Source organism: Actinokineospora terrae (genome assembly GCF_900111175.1).
GTDB lineage: Bacteria > Actinomycetota > Actinomycetes > Mycobacteriales > Pseudonocardiaceae > Actinokineospora > Actinokineospora terrae.
The window spans coordinates 494,856-512,806 of sequence record NZ_FOGI01000003.1 but is presented as its reverse complement, the minus strand read 5'-3'; the positions used below and the strand labels follow the sequence as shown (position 1 = coordinate 512,806).

The following is a 17,951-nucleotide window of genomic DNA, read 5'->3' as shown; positions in this document are numbered from 1 at the left end:
GGGAGGGCTCATGCCCCCGCCCGCGTCCTCGATCGCTGTGCGCGCGGAAGCGCTGGTCAAGACCTTCGGGTCAACCCGCGCCCTGGACGGTGTCGATCTGGAGATCCCAGCCGGAACCGTTCTCGGCCTGCTAGGGCCGAACGGGGCCGGTAAGACGACCACCGTCCGCATCCTCACCACACTGCTCAAACCCGACTCCGGCCAGGCGTTCGTCGCGGGCCACGACGTCGTCGCCGACCCGGACGCGGTCCGCCGCTCCATCGGGCTCTCCGGCCAGTACGCGGCCGTCGACGAACACCTCACCGGCTACGAGAACCTCTACATGGTCGGCAGGCTCTACGGCATGTCCCGCGCGGACGCGTCGAAGCGGGCGCGGGAGCTCATCTCCCGGTTCCGCCTGGACGACGCCGGTGACCGCCCGGCCAAGACCTACTCCGGCGGCATGCGCCGCAGGCTCGACCTCGGCGGCGCGCTGGTGGCCGAGCCTGCCGTCGTCGTGCTCGACGAGCCCACCACCGGCCTCGACCCGCGCGGCAGGCTCGACACCTGGGAGGTCATCGGCGAGCTGGTGGCCGACGGGACCACGGTCCTGCTGACCACCCAGTACCTGGAGGAGGCCGACCAGTTGGCCGACACCATCCTGGTGATCGACCACGGGAAGGTCATCGCGGGCGGCACGGCCGACCAGCTCAAGGCCCAGGTCGGCGGTGAGCGGCTGGAGATCGTGGTCGCCGACGCCGCGGAGCTGGCCGCGACCGCGCGGGTGCTCGCCGAGGTCGGCTCGGACACCCCGACCACCGAGGACCACCAGCGCCGGGTGCACGTGAAGGTCGACACCGGCCCGAAGGCGCTGGTCGAGGCGCTGCGCAGGCTGGACCAGGAGAACGTCGCGGTGCTCGACGTCGCACTGCACCGGCCGACCCTCGACGACGTGTTCCTCGCCCTCACCGGCCACGTCGCCGAGGAGAAGGTCGAGGCGACCGAGACCGAGAAGACCAAGGGCAGGAAGGCCAAGACCCGATGAGCGTCATCACCGCCGGTGCCCGCGACAGCGGGGTCGTCACCTGGCGCAACCTGATGAACGTGCGCCGCCAGCCCGACCTGCTGCTCGGCGCCACGTTGCAGCCGATCATGTTCGTGCTGCTGTTCGCGTTCGTGTTCGGCAACAGCATCGGCGACGACCCCGCCGCCTACCGCGAGTTCCTGATGGGCGGCATCTTCGCCCAGACGGTCGCGTTCAACTCGGCGTACACGACCATCGGCATGGCCGCCGACCTGGAGAAGGGCGTCATCGACCGGTTCCGGTCGCTGCCCATGACCAGGGCGGCGGTGCTGGTCGGCCGCACGGCGTCGGACCTCGCGGTCAGCGCCATCGGCCTGCTGGTCATGTCGCTGTGCGGGCTGCTGGTCGGCTGGCGGATCCGGGGCAGTTTCCTGGACGCGGTGCTCGGCTACCTGCTGCTGCTGGTGTTCTCGTTCGCGATGTCCTGGATCGGCGCGTGGGTCGGCCTGGTGTCGGGCAGCGTCCAGGTCGCGCAGAGCGCGGGCTTCATCTGGATGTTCCCGGTCACGTTCATCTCGTCGGCGTTCGTGTCGGCGTCGAGCATGCCGGGGCCGTTGAAGGTCTTCGCCGAGTGGAACCCGATCACCGCCATCGCCGACGCGGCGCGGGACCTGTTCGGCAACACGGCCCGAACGGGTGTCCTCGGGCAGTCCGACTCGTGGCCCGCGCAGCACGCCGCGCTCTACGCGCTGCTCGCCTGCGTCGGCATCCTGGTGATCTTCGCGCCGCTCGCGGTGTCGAAGTACCGCAAGGTCGCGAGCAAGTAGTCGCGCCGGGGAGGGTGCGCTACGCCCCGGCGGGCGCGCTCTCCCCGGACAACGCCGGTTCCCCCGCCGTGTCGAGGCTGTCGATCTCCGCCTCGAACTTGGCCATCACGGCCCACAACGCCCCGGCCAGGCCCAGCTGCAGCGCGCCGGAGATGAAGAAGACGGCCCGGGTGTTCAGCCAGGCCGCGAGCACCCCGCCGAGCAGCGCGCCGATCGGGATCGCGCCCCACACGGCCGTGCGCCACACGCCCAGCACCCGGCCGAACAGGTGCTCCGGGATCAACGCGTGCCGCAGCGCGCCGATGATGACGTTCACGGTCACGACGCTGGCGGCGAACACGCCGAACAGCAGCGCCGCCGAGACGGGTTCGTAGACCAGGCCCATGACCCCGAAGGCGACCGCGCACCCGGCGACGGCCGAGGTCAGCACGGCTCGCCGGGACAGCACCCTGGTCAGCCGCGGTGCGACCGCCGCGCCCACAAGCCCTCCCGCGCCGCCGACTAGGGCGAAGACGCCGAACGCGGCGCTAGTCAGCCCGAGGTCCTCTAGCGCGTAGAGCACGAGCAGGGCCTGTGCGAGTTCTGAGGTCAACGCCAGCGCGGCCGCGAACGCCACCAGTTGCACCATCAGCGGACGGCTACGGACCCAGCCGAGCCCTTCCGCGAGCTGCACCCGCAGCTTGGGCGCCGGACCTTCGACCTTGGGCCGGTAGCTGCCCCGGATGGCCAGCAGGAAGATCGCCGCGATGGCGAACCCAGCGGAGTTGAGCACGAACGGCAAGGCCGCGAACGCGGCGAAGGTGACGCCACCGAGCGGCCCGCCCAGGAAGGTCTGACCGACGATCTCGGCGGATTGCAGCTTCCCGTTCGCGGACTCCAGACCGGACCGCGGCACGACCGCGGGGATGAGCGCCTGGGCCGCGCTGTCGGCGATGGTCTCGACGGTGCCGATGAGCAGCGCCATGGCGTAGAGCAGCCAGATGGTCGTCGCGTCGAAGAGGACGAGGACGGCGAGCGCCCCGACGATGACCGCGCGGGAGGTGTTGGCCAGCAGCATCGCCTTGCGCCGGTCGACCCGGTCCACCAGGGCGCCGCTGACCAGGGCGAACAGCAGCCAGGGGAGGAAGGCGGTGGCGGAGAGCCCGGCGATGAGCACGGGATCGCGGGTGAGGCTGGCGCCCAGCAGCGGGAAGGCCACCTTGCCGATGCCGTCGCCCAGGTTGGACAGCGCGCTGGAGCCGAGCAGCCAGGTCAGTCGCCGGTCCCTGGCCACTTCGCCCCCGGGTAATCGTGCCGACCCCATGCCGCGACGCTACTGGCCGGTTCCCGCCAGTAACTACCCCCGAACGGGCGGCAATTCTTCCCACGGGGTACTCGCGCGTGTGAAGACCGGCCAGGTGGCGGAAGGTGGGAAACTGGCGCATTGTGGAGCTATGAGGTGGGTGACAAACGGTATCGGGTTGGCGGTCCTCGTCCTGGTCGCGGGCTGCGCCGGGCAGCGCTCGGAGACCCAGCAGCCCCAGGCGGAGATCCCCTCGGCGACCTCCACGGTGTCGCAACCCCCGACCACCCCGCCGACCTCCAGCGGTGAACCGGCCGAGCCCGCCTCGACCGACGACTGCAAGGTCGACGAGCTGAAGCTGGCCGTGCAGGACGGCGACGCCGCGGCCGGGACGGTGTTCCGGAAGCTGGTCTTCACCAACTCCGGCCGGCGCACCTGCGTGATCCAGGGCTTCCCCGGGGTGTCGTACGTGACCGGCGACGACGGCCACCAGGTCGGCCCGGCGGCGTACCGGGTGGGCACCAAGGGTGCCCCGGTCCGCCTGGAACCGGGGTCCTCGGCCACGTCCGACGTCGGGTTCGTGAACGTGCAGAACTACGACCCGCAGGTCTGCCGGCCGACCCCGGTGCGCGGGCTGCGGGTGTACCCGCCGCACGACACGGAGTCGGCCTTCGTGGACCTGCCGGGAACGGGGTGCGCGGGCACCCCGCCGGGCAACCAGCTGACCGTGAAGACGATCGGCTAGACGGTCCGCAGGAACGCGGCCCAGTCCTTGCGGCCGAACCGCAGAGCCGGACCGCTGCCCTGCTTGCTGTCCCGGGTGAGGACGGTGTTGAGGTCGCGGAACGCGACCTCAACACAGCTGTAGGAACCATTGCTGTAACTGCTCTTGCGCCACTTCACGGGCGAAGCTCCTTCTTGGTCTGGTGGATGAACCGCAAGCTGTCCCGTTCGTCGAGCGCCTTCCCCCACATGTCCTGGAACGCGGCGCTGTAGCGCCCCACCTCACTCGGCTTGTCCAAGAACAGTTCACCTACTAGGCCCTCGGTGTGCACTACTGGTGGTTCGGACTCTCTAGTCCCGAACTCGGGGAAGTGCATGACCATGAACCCGCCGGAAACGAGTCCTTGGTGCATACCCGCTGCGAACGGAACAACTCGCACTCTCACTGTATCCACCTGCGACAACTCTGCCAAGTGATCTAGCTGCCGCGCCATCACGTCGATCTCGCCGATCTGCCTACGCAGGATTGCTTCATTCAACAGGGCGGAGATTGTCGGGCGGGCTGTCACCCGAGTGAGTAGATTCTTCCTGTTTGTCCGCAATGCAACACGACTCTGAAGAACATCTTCTGAAATATTTGGATGATGAGATCGAATGATCTCTTTTGAATACTCTTTTGTTTGAAAAAGCCCTGGGATGAGATCTGATTCGTACCAATCGATGGAGGACACCGCTTCTTCGAGGCCGATGTAGAGACCGAAACCATCGGGAACTGCTTCCCCGTAGGCGTGCCACCACCCTTGTTCCTTGGTCTTCTTGGACAGCTCCTTCAGGTACTCCATCACGTCGTCGGGTGCCCCGTAGATCTTGCACATCGCCTCGGTGTCCAGGCTGCGCAGGGGGGTCTGGCCGGTCTCGATGCGCCAGATCTTGGTCTCCGACCACTCCAGCTCCGCGGCCGCCGCGCGGACCGTCAGGCGGGCCCGGCCGCGCAGGTCGCGGAGATATCGGCCCAGTTGCCTGCGCGGCACGGTCGAGCCGGTTGTCGTCTCACGCACGTGCGCCTGCTCCTCGTTCGTCGGGAATCTTGCATTCGCGGTGAAAGTGTCCCGACGAGCAGCCTGCAATACAACGCCGTTGTCATGGCCTTTACGGGTGAATGACCCCGGTGAAAGGTTGCGCTGCGGACCCTCGGACCTGTTGCATCACGCCGCACGCTTTCCGTGCCAACCCCTCCCGAAAGAGGTAAACGCGATGCACTCCGGCTTCCACATGAACACCTGGGCCAAGATCGACGACGGGTGCGAAATCAGCTATTCACCCGATGGTCCGTCCGCCATGTCGGTCTACTTCGGCGGGCGGATGGAGGGCTTCGAGATCGTTATGACCCGCGACAGCCTCGACCGGCTCGCCACCGTCGCCGCCGAGGCCAGGGACAAGTTGGCGGCCTAGTCGGCCATCAGGCCGGTCCGCCACGCCCAGGCGGCGATCTCGACCCGGTTGCGGGCGCCGATTTTGCCCTGGACGGCGGCCAGGTGGGTCTTCACCGTGGACAGCGACAGGTACAGCTCCTGGCCGATCTCGGTGTTGGTCAGTCCCCTGGCCGTCGCCCGGACCACGTCGGTCTCGCGCTCGGTCAGCGGGTTGGCGCCGGTCGGGGTGGGCGCGGCGAAGTGCCGCAGCAGCCGCACGGTGATCTGCGGCGACACCAGCGCGTCCCCCCGGGCGGCGGCCCGCACCGCCTCCATCAGCAGCGCCGGTCCGGCGTCCTTGAGCAGGAAGCCGCTGGCGCCGTTGGCCAGGGCGGTGTGCACGTACTCGTCGAGGTCGAAGGTGGTCACCACGACGACCTTGAGCGGGTCGACCACGTCGGGTCCGGCCAGGGTCTTGGTCACGGCCAGTCCGTCGAGGCCGGGCATCCGGATGTCGACCAGGCACACGTCGGGGCGCAGTTCCCTGGCCCGCGACACCGCGTCGAGGCCGTTGGCCACGTCGGCGACCACCGACATGTCCTCCTGGGACTCCAGGATCATCCGGAAGCCGACCCGGACCATCTCCTGGTCGTCGGCGATGAGCACGCGGATCATGCTGAGCCCTTCCGGTCGGTGCGCAGCGGGAACCCGGCGTCGACGATCCACCCGTTCGGGTCGCCCGGTCCGGCGGCGAACCGGCCACCGAGCAGGTCGATCCGCTCCCGCATGCCGACCAGACCGTAGCCGCCGGACCCGCCGGGCGGCCGCATCTCCACGCGGGTGGCGTCGTCGGCGACCCGCAGCCGCAGTTCGTCGTCGACCACGCCGATGGTGATCGTCACCCGCTGGGCGTCGCGGGCGTGCTTGCCGACGTTGGTCAGCGCTTCCTGCACGATCCGCAGCACCGACCGGCCCGCCTCCGGGGGCAACGACACCGGCAGGTCCAGGCTCATGTCGATCTCGGGGCCGTGGAAGTTGTGCACCAGTGACCGCAGGTCGGCGGCCAGGTCCATCGTCGCCTGGCCCTCGGCCCCGGCCACGGGGGCGCCGCGCATGCTGCCCACCAGCATCCGCATCGCCGCCAACGCCTCACCGCCCGCCGCCTCGATCCGGCCCAACGCGTGCACCGCCGCCGCGGGGTTGGCGTCACCGACCAGCTGCGCCGCCTGCGCCGCGACCACGATCCCCGTCACGTGGTGCGCCACGACGTCGTGCAACTCCCTGGCCAGCGCCATCCGCTCCGCCTGCTGCGCCCCGGTGACCGCCACCCGCACCGTCTGCGCCCGCTCCCGGTCCCGCGACCGGAAGTACTGCCCCGTCGCCATCGACACCACCAGCAGGAACGCCGCGATCAGCAGGAACTCCCGGCTCATCCCGATCGACCCCACCACGGAGATCACCGAGATCAAGTCCACGCCCGCCAGCGCGGCGATACCGACCGCCGCGTCCGTGCGGCTGGCGTACCGCACCAGGTAGGCCACCAGGGCCATGTGGGCGGCGGCGATGCTGACCGGGACCGGGAACTGGTCGTTGTAGCCGAACAGGAAGATCATCGGGGCGAGGCCGATGGTGGCCGACAGCATCGCCACCGTCGAGATGACCGCGTAGCGCAGCGGGGCCGTCGGGCTGAGCACGGCGCACACCGCGGTGCCCACGATCAGCGCGAACAGGGCGACGAAGATCAGGTTGTAGCCGGTGAGGTTCCCCGCCGTGCTGGTCAGGTCGACCAGCATGAGCACCGCCAACGCCACCGCCAAGGGCCACTGCCGCCGGATTAGATCGCCCGCCTTGGTCAGCGACCCGCGCTCCTCGTGCGCGCGCAGTGCGTAACCGACGAGACAACCGCCCACGATGACAATGGCGCCGCTCAGGACCGACAGCACTACCTCGGCGACCGCGATGTCCGGGTCGTAGTGCAGGGTCAGCTGCCGAAGGAGCGCGGCGACCGCCCCGCCTGCCGCCAGCAGCCCTACCAGCGTGACCGAGGTACCCGCCCGGCACCGCCACACCGCGATCGCGGTCAACGCGCCGATGGCCACGGTCTCGGAGAGCAGGAAGCCCTCGACGCCGATCCGGTTCGAGATCCCCACACCAGTGGCCAGGGCGGCGACGGACACCCCGACCAGCCACAGCGCGCCCCCGGCCACCCCCAGAGCGGGTCGGGCGAGCGCCACCAGCGTGAACGCCAGGAGCGGCACCGGCACCAGCGCCTCCGCCGCCCAGCCGCTGCCGATGTTGACCACCACGTCGAACAGGTAGGCCATCCCCAGCAGCCCCGCCAGCCAGCGGCGGGTGGGTGCGAGCAGCTCCATGGCTGAGAAACGTAGGCGCGTTCCGCGCCCGCCGCCTCGGTCGACCGGCGTTCGGGCATCAGCCGATCGGCCGAACCTGGTCGGAGCAGGACCGACCAGTTGGCCCGTGCGCCGTACCTCTCTGGCCGATTCGCGACGCCCCCGCTCGGCGCACGCTGGTTGAGCAGGGGAAACGCTCAAACGGAGGTGCGTGATGGTGGTAGCGGTGCTGGTGTGGGTCGGCGCGGTGCTGGGGATCAGCCTGTTGCTGCTGATGGCGTTCGGCCCGGCGATCGTGGAGTTCGACGCGTGGCACCAGGCCAGGCGCAGGCGGGCGGCTGGCGGGGCCGGTCGGGATCGCTGATCATGGAACGGTGACGACCCGCGCGCTCACCGCCGTCCTGGTCCTGTTCACCGTCGTGGCCTGCGGTCCTGGCCCGACCCAGATCCCCGAGCCGCCGACCCTCGCGCCGCCGAGCTCGGCCGTGAAGAACGCCGAAGTGCCCAACGTGGTCGGGATGGACCACCAGGCAGCACAAGACGCCATGCAGAAAGCCGGGTTCTACTACCTGACCGAGGAAGACTCAACGGGGCAAGGTAGGCAACTCTTGGTCGACCGCAACTGGGTGGTCGTCGAGCAGATCCCGTCAGCGGGCAAGTCCGTGCCGCAGTCGGACAAGATCCTGCTCCGGTCGAAGAAGAAGACGGACCCGTGACCCTAGAAGAACTCTCCGCCCGCCAACGAGCCTTCGCCGACGCCCGCGCCTGGGGGCCGTTCCACACCCCCAAGAACCTGGTCATGGCCTTGACCGGGGAGGTAGGGGAGCTGAACGAACTCTTCCAGTGGCTGACACCGGAAGAGGCCGAGGCAGCGCCGACTGACCCGGACGCGCGCGCCCGCATCGAAGACGAGATGGCGGACGTCTTGCTCTACCTGATCCGGTTGGCTGACGTGCTCGATGTAGACCTCATCGCCGCGGGCAACGCCAAGATCGACCGGAACGAGACCCGGTTCCCGCCGGGTGTCGGCCGTACCGCCCTAGAGCACTGAAAACCGCTGGTCGTGGCCCATCCCCCACAGGCCACGACCAGCGGTCCTCCCCCCATCGCCCGGTGCGGCTCGCCCCCCGCGAGTCACACCGGACGAGTCTCGCGCCAGCCGTGGTCCGGTCCCCCCGACCGGACCACGGCTGGCGGTTCTCCCGCCCTCGGAAGTCCTCTAGCCGCCCTCGTGCCTCTAGTGCTTCTGGTGCCTCTAGTGCCTGGCGAGCGTCTTGCGCAGCCGGTTCAGCGCCCGGTGCTGCGCGACGCGGATCGCCTCGGCGGTGGTGCCGACGATCTCGGCGGTCTCCTGCGCGGACATGCCCATCACGATCCGCATCACCAGGATCTCGCGCTGCCTCGGCGTCAGCGTCCGCAGCAGCGCGCCGGTCTGCTCGACCAGCTCGTGCCGCAGGGTGATCTGCTCCGGGCCGTCCTCCAGGCTGACGGTGTCCGGGGTGTCGGCGATCGGGTCCGACTTGTCCCGGGAGTTGGCCCGGTGCACGTCGGCGATCTTGTGCGCGGCGATGCCGTACACGAAGGACAGGAACGGCCTGCCCAGCTGCTGGTAGGTCGGCAGCGCGCGGAACACCGCGACGCACACCTCCTGCGCGACGTCGTCGGCGGTCGCGAACGAGCGCGGGAGCCTGCCCAGCTTCGCCCGGCAGTACCGCAGCACCAGCGGGCGCAAGAAGATGAGCAGCTGCTCAGTGGCGCTGTTGTCACCACCGATCGCGGCTGCGACTACCAGGTCCAGGTTGTCGCGGTCGGCGACGGTAGGGAAGTGGACGCCATAGCGGGCCTGCTGTTGCGGCACGCAGGGGCCAAACGACGCTTCTAGTGCGGCGATCTCCTCGTCCAGCTCCACCGTGCACAACATCGCGTTCCTCCTGCGCCAAGGGCGTTGACTCTCACCCCTAACAGAGCGCGGGGGGTAGCGCGAAATACAGGACTAGGGACCCTATTTTGTCTGGGGGGCAACTTTCTCGGTACCGATGCCGATCGTGTCTGATCGGCTACCTAGGGCAACGGTGCATCTAGTCGGTAGAGGTTGTTCTCCTGCATGATGCGGATGACCTTGGCCGCGTAGTTCGGGTCCGTGGCGTACTTCTTGGCCACCTCGGTCACGTACGCGTTGGGGTCATGCTTCAGAGGTAGGGCTGCCGTGTAGTTCTTGCTGGTAGAGAGCACGCGGCCGTAGTCCCGGAAGGACGACAGCATCGAGTCGTAGACCCGGAACAGGGCCTGGACTTGGTGGCAGTCGGGGGTGCACTCGGTCGTCGGGTAGTCGTGGCAGGCCACCGCGATGGGGCCGGGCCCGGTCGCGAGGCACTTGAAGCCGAAGAAGTTCCGGTCGGTGACCGCGAGCCTGCTCTGCCCCCAGGAGGACTCCAGGATCGACTGTCCCGCGGTGACCGACGCGGGGATGCCGAACTCGACCGCGACGGCCCGGGCCAGGGGGCCCGCCCGATCGAGGTACTCCGCGGCGAGCTTCTTGGCGTGGGCGGTCTTGGGCTTGCCGAGCGGGGCGGCGGATGCCTGGGCCGGACCGAGCACTAGCGCGGTCACGGCGAGGACAGCGGCTGCGATGCGATGTCTTTTATCCATGCTTCGAGCGTCTGCGCAGGTCAGCGGCACCGCAATCTGACCTTCACCCGGTCGTGGCTGGTGGCCTTGTGGGGGACTAGATCACCAATCCGGTCTCCCGGACGCAGAGGTCCCAGAGCTCCTTGCGGTCCTGCGGGTCGTCGTGCTGCCACGGCAGGTAGTGCGTGGGGCGGACCCGGCGGTCGTGCCAGAACCCACCGGTCGAGTGACCCGGCTCGTCGGCGGCGGCGAGCCAGACGACGGTGTCCGCGCCCTGTTCCGGGCTGCGCAGCAGCGGGCCCATGACCTTGTTGAACCCGGGCAGCGAACCGCTGACCCCGGGGGTGTCGGCCCAGCCGGGGTGCGTGCTGTGGACGGTGACGCCTGCGTCGGCCAGCCGCTGCGCCCACTGCTCGGCGAGCACGACCTGCATCCGCTTGGTCCTGGCGTAGGCCTTGCCGCCCTTGTACTCGCCCTTGCGGTACTGCGGGTCGTCGCTGTGCAGGCGCGCGGCGTACATGCCGCCGGAGGTCACGAACACGACCCTGCCCTTGGCGGCGGCCAGGGGTTCGCGCAGCAGGCCGGTCAGCAGGAACGGGCCCAGGACGTGCGTGGCGAGGGTGACCTCGTTGCCCTCGGGGGTCTCACTGCGGCTCGGCGGGAGCGATCCGGCGTTGTGGACCAGGACGTCGAGGCTGCCGTGCTGGGCGGTGAAGGCTTTCGCGAACTCGCGGACGCTCGCCAGGTTCGAGACGTCGCACTCGCCGATCTCCAGGTGCGCGTTCGGGACGTCCTCGGCGATCTCGTCGCGGGCGCGCTCACCTTTCGCTGCATCGCGGACGACCAGGTGCACCGCGGCACCCAGTTTTGCGAGCGCCGCGACGGTCGCCTTGCCCAGGCCGGAGTTGGCGCCGGTGACGACGGCCGTCTTCCCCTCGAGCGCGCCGGGGGTCGGGTCGGCTGCCCAGAACTTGCTGCGCAGTTCGTACCCGATCTTGGTGTAGCCCGGCACGACCGCCCGGTCCAGCACAGTGTCGAGGATCTTCGTCGCCGCACTCATGGTCCCGACGCTAGTCCGGCGTCCGCTCGCCCGCCGGTTCTCCTTGACAGGCCCCCCAGTTTTCGGTGACCCTGGACGACAAGTAACTGTTACCTGACGTAACACTCCTGACCTCAGGACCCGGAGGGTGGAAACACCATGGCTCGTGTACTTCGACCGAAGGACGCCGACCAGGTGAGCGCCCGCCTGCTCGACGCGTCCGCGCGCACCTCCTACGACCCGTTCGTCGACATCGACTGGGCGGCGCCGCTCGACCGGGAGAAGGCGTACATGCCGATGGAGCGCGTCTCGCTCTACGGCACGGACCTGTGGCGGGGGCTCAGCGAGGAGCAGCGGATCGAGCTGTCCAAGCACGAGATGGCCAGCATCGCCGGGGTCGGGCTGTGGTTCGAGATCATCCTGATGCAGCTGCTCATCCGGTACGCCTACGACCTCGACCCGCGCAGCCCGCACGCCCAGTACGCGCTGACCGAGGTCGGCGACGAGACCCGGCACTCGATCATGTTCGCCAAGGCCATCGCCCGGTTCGACACGCCGAACTACGGCCCCGGCAAGCTGCTGCACAACCTGGGGCGGGTCTACAAGGCCGTCGCCGGTGGGCCGTCGATGTTCGCCGCGGTGCTCGTCGCCGAGGAGGCGACCGACCGGTTGCAGCGGTCCACAATGGATGACCCGGCGATCCAGCCGCTGATCCGGATGGTCAACCGCATCCACGTGATCGAGGAGGCGCGGCACGTCCGGTACGCGCGCGAAGAGGTGGTCCGCGGCGCGCCGGGCCTCAACCGCGCCGAGTTGGAGTGGCACCGGCTGGCGACCGCGGCGACGGCCATCGCGGTGATGGACGCCCTGGTCAACCCGCGGGTCTACAAGGTCATCGGGGTCGCGCCGCGGGTCGGCCGGGAGGTCGCGCGAGCCAACCCGCACTTCCGGGAGACCCGGCGCTGGATGGTCGAGAAGGTCGTCGAGTTCCTCACCGAGACCGGCATGATCGGCGGGCCGTCGCGGCAGCTGTGGCGGCGGGCGGGGCTGCTGCGCTAATCCGGTCGTGTCGGAGGCGTTGTCTCGCATAGCCTTCCGGGCATGGCAGCAACCACGATCCGCGGCGCGAACGTCGACATCCGGCTCTGGGCAGACCCGGAGCAGGTCGAAGACGTCGCGATGCAACAGCTCCGCAACATCGCCGCGCTGCCGTGGACCTACAAGCACGTGGCCGTCATGCCCGATGTCCACTACGGCAAGGGTGCCACGGTCGGCTCGGTGATCGCGATGCGCGGCGCCGTGTCGCCTGCCGCGGTCGGCGTCGACATCGGCTGCGGCATGACCGCGGTCCGGACGTCGTTGGTGGCCAACGACTTGCCCGAGTCGCTCGCTCCACTTCGGACCGCTCTGGAAGCCGCGGTCCCGGTGGGCCGTGCGTCGCACAGGGGCGAGGCGTTCACCGCGCGCGACGCGGCCGACTGGGAGAAGTTCTGGAAGGCGTTCGGTGACCTGACGCCGGTCGTGAAGCGCGAGAGCGGCAAGGCGCTGGTCCAGATGGGCACCCTGGGCGGCGGCAACCACTTCATCGAGGTCTGCCTGGACGAGTCCGGGCAGGTCTGGGTGATGCTGCACTCGGGATCGCGCGGCATCGGCAACATCCTGGCGCAGCACCACATCGGCGTCGCGCAGGAACTGGTGCACAACCAGGGGCTGCCCGACCGCGACCTGGCGGTGTTCATCGCCGGGACCCCGCAGATGGCCGCCTACCGGCACGACCTGTACTGGGCGCAGGACTACGCGCGGCGCAACCGCGCGGTCATGCTGCGCCTGGTGTGCGACGTGCTGCGCAAGCGGTTCCACGGGGTGCGGTTCGACGAGCCGATCTCGGTGCACCACAACTACGTCGCCGAGGAGACCCACTTCGGCGAGGACGTGCTGGTCACCCGCAAGGGCGCGATCCGGGCCGGGCTCGGTGACATGGGCATCATCCCGGGGTCGATGGGCACGGGGTCCTACATCGTCCGCGGGCTCGGGAACCCGGACTCGTTCTCCTCGGCGTCGCACGGCGCCGGGCGCCGGATGTCGCGCACGAAGGCCCGGAAGGCTTACACCGCAGAGGATCTGGCGGCCCAGACCGCGGGAGTCGAGTGCCGCAAGGACAGTGGCGTCGTCGACGAGATCCCGGCGGCGTACAAGGACATCGACGACGTGATCCGCGCGCAGTCGGACCTGGTCGAGGTCGTGGCCCGGCTCAAGCAGGTCGTCTGCGTGAAGGGGTGAACCCCATCCGGGTGGGTAAGGAAGCGACTAGCTCCTCGCCCACCCGGATGTCATCTGTCTACCAGTGGCGGCCGGAAAAACGCGTGATTGGGCGCCTGCGTGTCTGGTAGCGTTGCTTGTGCTCCTGTACCGGTAATCGGCCCTCCGTCGTCGTTGTTCATTCCGGAGTGAGGAGCTTTGCTGTGCATGTAGCGTTTATGGCCGTCCCCGCGCACGGTCACGTTAACCCGAGTCTCGCTCTTGTCGCCGAACTGGTCCGGCGCGGCCACCGGGTCACCTTCTCGGTCCGCTCGGACTTCGCCGCCGCGGTTTCCGCCGCCGGTGCCCAGGCCCTGCCGTACTCGTCCACCTTCCCGTCCGGCGAGGCCGACTGGCCCGACGACGAGGTCGGCGCCCAACGCCTGTTCCACGACGAGTTCCTGGCGGTGACCCCGCAGGTGGAGGCCCTGTACGCGGGTGACGAGCCGGATGCGGTGGTCTACGACATCGGCGCCTGGCACGCCCCGGTCCTGGCCGCCAAGTGGGGCGTCCCCGCGGTCCAGCTGTCGCCGACTTACGTGGCCTTCGAGGGCTGGCGCGAGTACTTCGGCCTCGATTCCCCGGTGCGCCCAGAAATAGCCGAAATGGACGCCGAGTTCTCGGCCTTTGTGGCGTCTTGCGGCGTGTCACTGACCACCGAGGAAATCAAGCACGCCCCCCGCCGCTGCATCGTCACCATCACCCGCTCCTGGCAAATCCGCGGCGAAACTGTGGGCCCCGAATACACCTTCGTCGGCCCCAGCATCGACGAACGCACCCACCAGGGAAAGTGGACCCCGCCGCCAGGCAAGAAGGTTCTCGTGATCAGCCTGGGCTCCGCCTACACCAACCGCCCGGACTTCTACCGCACCTGCGTCACAGCCTTCGCGGACCTGGACGGTTGGCACGTCCTGCTCTCGGTGGGCAAGCACATCACCCCCGCGACCCTGGGCCCTGTCCCCCCGCACATCGAAGTCGTCCAGTGGATCCCCCAGGTCAACGCCCTGGCGGCAGCCGACGCCTTCATCACCCACGCGGGCATGGGCTCCACCATGGAAGCCCTCTACTTCGCCGTCCCCATGATCGCCGTCCCCCAGGCGGTGGACCAGTTCCTCAACGCCCCCCGCATCGCCGAACTGGGCCTGGGCACCCACCTCCCCATGGACGAGGCAACCCCCACCCGCCTCCTGTCCGACCTGCACCACGTCACCACAGACCCCACCATCCGCGCCAACCTCGCCACTTTCCGCACCGAAACCCACACCTCCGGCGGCCCCACCAAAGCCGCCGACATCATCGAGTCCCTGACCTAATCCGCCCCCTCCAGCGCCTCAACCAACGACTCCCCTCTCCGCCACTCCACACACGTCGGCCGCCGCCGAGTCTCCAGAAACTCCGCCAGAGCACGCAGGGCGGTCTCAACAGGGACCTCGGAATGCGGCTGCAAATAGGATTCGTGGGAGCCTGCCAACCAGTAGGCAACCCACTCCTGGTTGGATCCCTCGACGGGCAGGTACGTGTCCTCGCCCTCATCCCACTGCACCGCGCCGATCTCGTTGTGCACACCGAAAGTCAGCGCGGGCTGGTCTTCCTCGGCCGTGAACTCGACCCGCACCTCGGTGAGCACCCACATCCACGGGATCCGAACCCCCGCGTCGTTGATGGCCCGCACCTCTTGGACGAGATCCACCCCCGGTGGAATCGCGTCCATCGAGATGAACCCCCCATGGGTGATGGGTGCGCGCTCCTCACTCACCTGCTCGCCTTCCCGTGATAGGTCTTCTTGAACGGCTGTCCCTGCGCGTCCGTCCCCAACACTGTGAGCGAGCGACCTGCCGGAATGAACCCGGGCAGCGCCTGTTCGCAACCCGGCGGAGCTTCCCACTCGGAACCGCCGGGTAGCGGGGACGCATTACTGCGTCCCCGCCCCCTCAGAACCGGACTTGCGACTTTCACCGCATCCGGCTCAAGCAAGTCTTGATGGCGTTCGGTGGGATTTGAGGGCTACTGCCTGTTGCTCGATTGACAGTAGGTGTGTATTAGCTGGAGTGATTCGGTGCTCGGTGTGTCGGGTGGTCGTTGAGCGAGGTGTCCGTGGACGATCGCTTTGGTGACCACTCGTAGCCATTGTTCCCATTCGTGCGGGTTCGCTGGCGGTCGGTCGGCGTGGAGTAGGTAGTCGCCGCAGAGTCGACACTGTCCCTGTTGCTGCCGGAGCAGCCTCTGGGTCGTGTTGTCGACTGGTAGCTGTTTCTTGCGGCGACGCTTGTTCCAGTAGTCCGTCAGTGTGGGGTCATCCACCGACGACGTGCCGACGACCATGACATGCCGAACAATTTTGGTCCACCCGAACCGATGCAGGTAGGCCCCGGTGTCATGGTCACCGAAGACCCATTGATCGTTTCTGGATGGGTGGAACCGTCCGAAGTACCGCGATACCATCCACCGTCTCGATTTTCTCGGGTGACGGTGCAGCCCCCACTTGTAGAGCAGGTGGAACACGTAGTCGTCCAGGTTCTGGAAGACTCTTGTGGATACCACGGTGTGGTAGTAGGCCGACCAGCCGCGCACGATCGGGTTGAGTACGCGCAACAACGACAGCGCGTGTTGCCCGCGACGGGCGCTAATCTCCGCACGTAGCCGTCGTTTGATTCTGGTGATGGCGTCACGACTGGGCGTGATGAGCAGTTTCCCGTTGTAGCGGCGGATGGTGAATCCGAGAAAGTCGTAACCCTCGTCGATGTGGACGATACGTGTCTTGTCCTCGTTGAAGGTCAACCCTCTCGGCCGTAACCACTCAGCCAGTCGATTTTTGACGTCGATGGCGTCCTGCCGCGTGTGGCACAGGACGACAAGGTCGTCGGCGTAGCGCACGAGAACGGGCGAACTCGGAATGGCGTAACCGTCCTTGTCCACCCACCTCATGTAGCGCACGCCGGCGGCGCCCTCCATTCCGTGTAGCACGATGTTCAGCAGCAACGGGCTGATCACCCCACCCTGAGGAGTTCCGTCCTCCGAGGGAATGAATCTGCCCTTGTCGACCGCGCCCGCCGCGAGCCACTGCCGGATCAGATCCCGCCCGGGGACGTTCCCGAGCATGTCCAACAGGAAACGGTGGTTGACGTGGTCGAACGCAGCTGCCAGGTCCGCGTCGAGTATCCATTTCCGTCGCGGGTTCTTGCCCCGCGACGACCCGAAGATCTGCCCGATCGCGTCGTGGCAGCCGCGCCCCGGCCGAAATCCGTAGGACTTCGGCTCGAACCGGGCTTCCCATTCAGGCTCCAGCGCGTTCACCATGCGAGCCTGCAAGACTCGATCGACCACCACCGGAATGCCCAACGGACGCTGCTTCCCATTGGCTTTCGGGATATACACTCGCCGAACAGGCTTCGCCCGCCACGGGCGGACCTGGTGATGTATCCACCAGGTCAGCATGGCGCGCTGGTCATCAAAGGCCACGACCCGGCCATCGATTCCCGCCGTCCGGCGCCCATTGTTGACCTGCGTCACCCGTCGCACGCTGACCAGCGTGTTGCTCCGGCTGCGCAGCATCAACTTCTGAAGATTTCGTACCCTCTTCAGATCTCCCGCTCTGCTCGCCGTGAAGATTCGTTGCCGTAGCCGCCGTACGTGCCTTTCCGCTGCCGGGAAGTCAACCCGGTCCCATTCGAAAAGGCCGTTCTCCGGTCCGTTCGCCACCACCGAGGTGATGGCGTCCAACTTGCCCTTCGGTTCCGACGTCACGGTCACACCACCCTCACAGACTCACCTGATCCACGTCAGCTCTCTTTCGAGCCGGGCATACGCCCGTATCCGGCCGGTTGTCCGCGCACCCCTCCTGGAGGAGTCGGGAACTCGTGCACAGGTTTCCCGTTTCCTTTCGGCCGCCGGCATTCGCTTCTTGGATCATCCCGATCCCGCCGAGGAGTTCCGCTTCCCTCGCGGTCGGCCTACCACGAGGGAGTCCTCATGGACCTCGACGGGGTTACCACGTTCCACATGCGCAAGAAACGGTCGGGGTGGGTGCCCCCTGGACCGCGGGGCGGTGATGTCCACCCGGTCAACCCTTGCTCCATGACCGGCACCTGCCGCTTCTCAACGGCCAGCCCTATACCCCGCCTGATATCTCCCACCGGCGAGGGTCCACCTAACGCGGCATCACTGAGGGTTCACTGCATTCACCCGTCCGATCTTCCCCTCGCCCGTAGCTCCCGGATGGAACAGGAACCCTTCGGCTTCCATTCGAGCTTCGCACCCTGCCGTTACCAGCAACGCACGTCGAAAGCGGGGACAGCTTGTTGGACACAAAGCCGGGACTACACCTCCGACATAATCAGACCTCCATATCGGTGCATCCACTTGACGCATGCGACATCGTGTCGCAAGCA

20 protein-coding genes are annotated in these 17,951 nt (G+C 68.0%); 10 read left to right on the top strand and 10 right to left on the bottom strand.

The window, feature by feature from the left end; all coding sequences use genetic code 11:
- Positions 1-10: 10 nt before the first annotated feature.
- The gene (locus tag BMY07_RS07955; protein WP_092775798.1) at positions 11-1,024 is read left to right on the top strand and encodes an ATP-binding cassette domain-containing protein; all 1,014 of its coding nucleotides are present in this window, start codon (positions 11-13) and stop codon (positions 1,022-1,024) included.
- Positions 1,021-1,830, top strand: coding sequence for an ABC transporter permease (locus BMY07_RS07950; protein ID WP_092775794.1), 810 nt, complete (start codon positions 1,021-1,023; stop codon positions 1,828-1,830). The genes BMY07_RS07955 and BMY07_RS07950 overlap by 4 nt, the downstream gene beginning before the upstream one ends.
- Positions 1,831-1,849: 19 nt before the next feature.
- On the opposite strand, the gene BMY07_RS07945 is transcribed toward BMY07_RS07950, so the two are convergent.
- Complete coding sequence (locus tag BMY07_RS07945) at positions 1,850-3,133, bottom strand: MFS transporter (protein ID WP_092775792.1); 1,284 nt, start codon at positions 3,131-3,133, stop codon at positions 1,850-1,852.
- Positions 3,134-3,263: 130 nt separating this feature from the next.
- Between BMY07_RS07945 and BMY07_RS07940 the strand changes: the two genes are divergently transcribed.
- Entirely contained in the window at positions 3,264-3,857 is a 594-nt protein-coding gene (locus BMY07_RS07940) for a DUF4232 domain-containing protein (protein ID WP_092775789.1), read from the top strand.
- On the opposite strand, the gene BMY07_RS07935 is transcribed toward BMY07_RS07940, so the two are convergent.
- Both BMY07_RS07935 and BMY07_RS07930 read right to left on the bottom strand, forming a co-directional pair.
- Positions 3,854-4,015 (bottom strand): DUF397 domain-containing protein, encoded by a 162-nt coding sequence (locus BMY07_RS07935; RefSeq protein ID WP_092775786.1) that lies wholly within the window; start codon positions 4,013-4,015, stop codon positions 3,854-3,856. The genes BMY07_RS07940 and BMY07_RS07935 overlap by 4 nt on opposite strands.
- On the bottom strand, positions 4,012-4,893 hold the full coding sequence (locus tag BMY07_RS07930) for a helix-turn-helix domain-containing protein (protein ID WP_092775783.1): 882 nt from the start codon (positions 4,891-4,893) through the stop codon (positions 4,012-4,014). Before BMY07_RS07930 ends, BMY07_RS07935 begins: the two co-directional genes overlap by 4 nt.
- 196 nt (positions 4,894-5,089) lie before the next feature.
- Here BMY07_RS07930 and BMY07_RS07925 point away from each other — a divergent pair, with 196 nt between their 5' ends.
- Positions 5,090-5,287, top strand: a complete 198-nt coding sequence (locus tag BMY07_RS07925) for a hypothetical protein (RefSeq protein ID WP_092775781.1) — start codon at positions 5,090-5,092, stop codon at positions 5,285-5,287.
- On the opposite strand, the gene BMY07_RS07920 is transcribed toward BMY07_RS07925, so the two are convergent.
- Both BMY07_RS07920 and BMY07_RS35855 read right to left on the bottom strand, forming a co-directional pair.
- Positions 5,284-5,922, bottom strand: a complete 639-nt coding sequence (locus tag BMY07_RS07920; RefSeq protein ID WP_092775779.1) for a response regulator — start codon at positions 5,920-5,922, stop codon at positions 5,284-5,286. The genes BMY07_RS07925 and BMY07_RS07920 overlap by 4 nt on opposite strands.
- On the bottom strand, positions 5,919-7,619 hold the full coding sequence (locus tag BMY07_RS35855) for a sensor histidine kinase (RefSeq protein ID WP_092775777.1): 1,701 nt from the start codon (positions 7,617-7,619) through the stop codon (positions 5,919-5,921). The genes BMY07_RS07920 and BMY07_RS35855 overlap by 4 nt, the downstream gene beginning before the upstream one ends.
- A gap of 193 nt (positions 7,620-7,812) precedes the next feature.
- Here BMY07_RS35855 and BMY07_RS34225 point away from each other — a divergent pair, with 193 nt between their 5' ends.
- From BMY07_RS34225 to BMY07_RS07905, 3 genes are read left to right on the top strand one after another with little or no spacing between them, the layout of a single operon-like run.
- The gene (locus BMY07_RS34225; RefSeq protein ID WP_177215486.1) at positions 7,813-7,962 is read left to right on the top strand and encodes a hypothetical protein; all 150 of its coding nucleotides are present in this window, start codon (positions 7,813-7,815) and stop codon (positions 7,960-7,962) included.
- Between the two features lie 10 nt (positions 7,963-7,972).
- Positions 7,973-8,314, top strand: coding sequence for a PASTA domain-containing protein (locus BMY07_RS35260; protein ID WP_245782265.1), 342 nt, complete (start codon positions 7,973-7,975; stop codon positions 8,312-8,314).
- Complete coding sequence (locus BMY07_RS07905; RefSeq protein ID WP_092775775.1) at positions 8,311-8,649, top strand: nucleotide pyrophosphohydrolase; 339 nt, start codon at positions 8,311-8,313, stop codon at positions 8,647-8,649. The genes BMY07_RS35260 and BMY07_RS07905 overlap by 4 nt, the downstream gene beginning before the upstream one ends.
- A gap of 204 nt (positions 8,650-8,853) precedes the next feature.
- Here BMY07_RS07905 and BMY07_RS07900 read toward each other — a convergent pair whose 3' ends face one another.
- From BMY07_RS07900 to BMY07_RS07890, 3 genes are all read right to left on the bottom strand, one after another.
- A complete protein-coding gene (locus tag BMY07_RS07900; protein ID WP_092775773.1) occupies positions 8,854-9,519 on the bottom strand; it encodes a sigma-70 family RNA polymerase sigma factor in 666 nt (221 codons plus the stop codon).
- A gap of 140 nt (positions 9,520-9,659) precedes the next feature.
- Positions 9,660-10,247, bottom strand: coding sequence for a glucosaminidase domain-containing protein (locus BMY07_RS07895; protein ID WP_092775771.1), 588 nt, complete (start codon positions 10,245-10,247; stop codon positions 9,660-9,662).
- Positions 10,248-10,323: 76 nt separating this feature from the next.
- Positions 10,324-11,286, bottom strand: coding sequence for an SDR family NAD(P)-dependent oxidoreductase (locus BMY07_RS07890; protein ID WP_092775769.1), 963 nt, complete (start codon positions 11,284-11,286; stop codon positions 10,324-10,326).
- 138 nt (positions 11,287-11,424) lie between these two features.
- On the opposite strand from BMY07_RS07890, the gene BMY07_RS07885 reads away from it, so the two are divergent.
- The 3 genes from BMY07_RS07885 (at position 11,425) to BMY07_RS07875 (ending at position 14,876) form a co-directional block, all read left to right on the top strand.
- A complete protein-coding gene (locus BMY07_RS07885; protein ID WP_092775767.1) occupies positions 11,425-12,324 on the top strand; it encodes an AurF N-oxygenase family protein in 900 nt (299 codons plus the stop codon).
- 42 nt (positions 12,325-12,366) lie between these two features.
- Positions 12,367-13,545, top strand: a complete 1,179-nt coding sequence (locus tag BMY07_RS07880; RefSeq protein ID WP_092775765.1) for an RtcB family protein — start codon at positions 12,367-12,369, stop codon at positions 13,543-13,545.
- A gap of 197 nt (positions 13,546-13,742) precedes the next feature.
- Positions 13,743-14,876 carry a macrolide family glycosyltransferase gene (locus BMY07_RS07875; protein WP_092775764.1) on the top strand — a complete coding sequence of 378 codons (1,134 nt, stop codon included), beginning with the start codon at positions 13,743-13,745 and terminating at the stop codon, positions 14,874-14,876.
- On the opposite strand, the gene BMY07_RS07870 is transcribed toward BMY07_RS07875, so the two are convergent.
- Complete coding sequence (locus BMY07_RS07870; protein ID WP_092775762.1) at positions 14,873-15,319, bottom strand: Imm1 family immunity protein; 447 nt, start codon at positions 15,317-15,319, stop codon at positions 14,873-14,875. The two genes, BMY07_RS07875 and BMY07_RS07870, sit on opposite strands and share 4 nt — an antisense overlap.
- A 248-nt stretch (positions 15,320-15,567) precedes the next feature.
- Positions 15,568-17,313 (bottom strand): group II intron reverse transcriptase/maturase, encoded by a 1,746-nt coding sequence (ltrA, locus tag BMY07_RS07865; protein ID WP_245782264.1) that lies wholly within the window; start codon positions 17,311-17,313, stop codon positions 15,568-15,570.
- Positions 17,314-17,951: the final 638 nt, after the last annotated feature.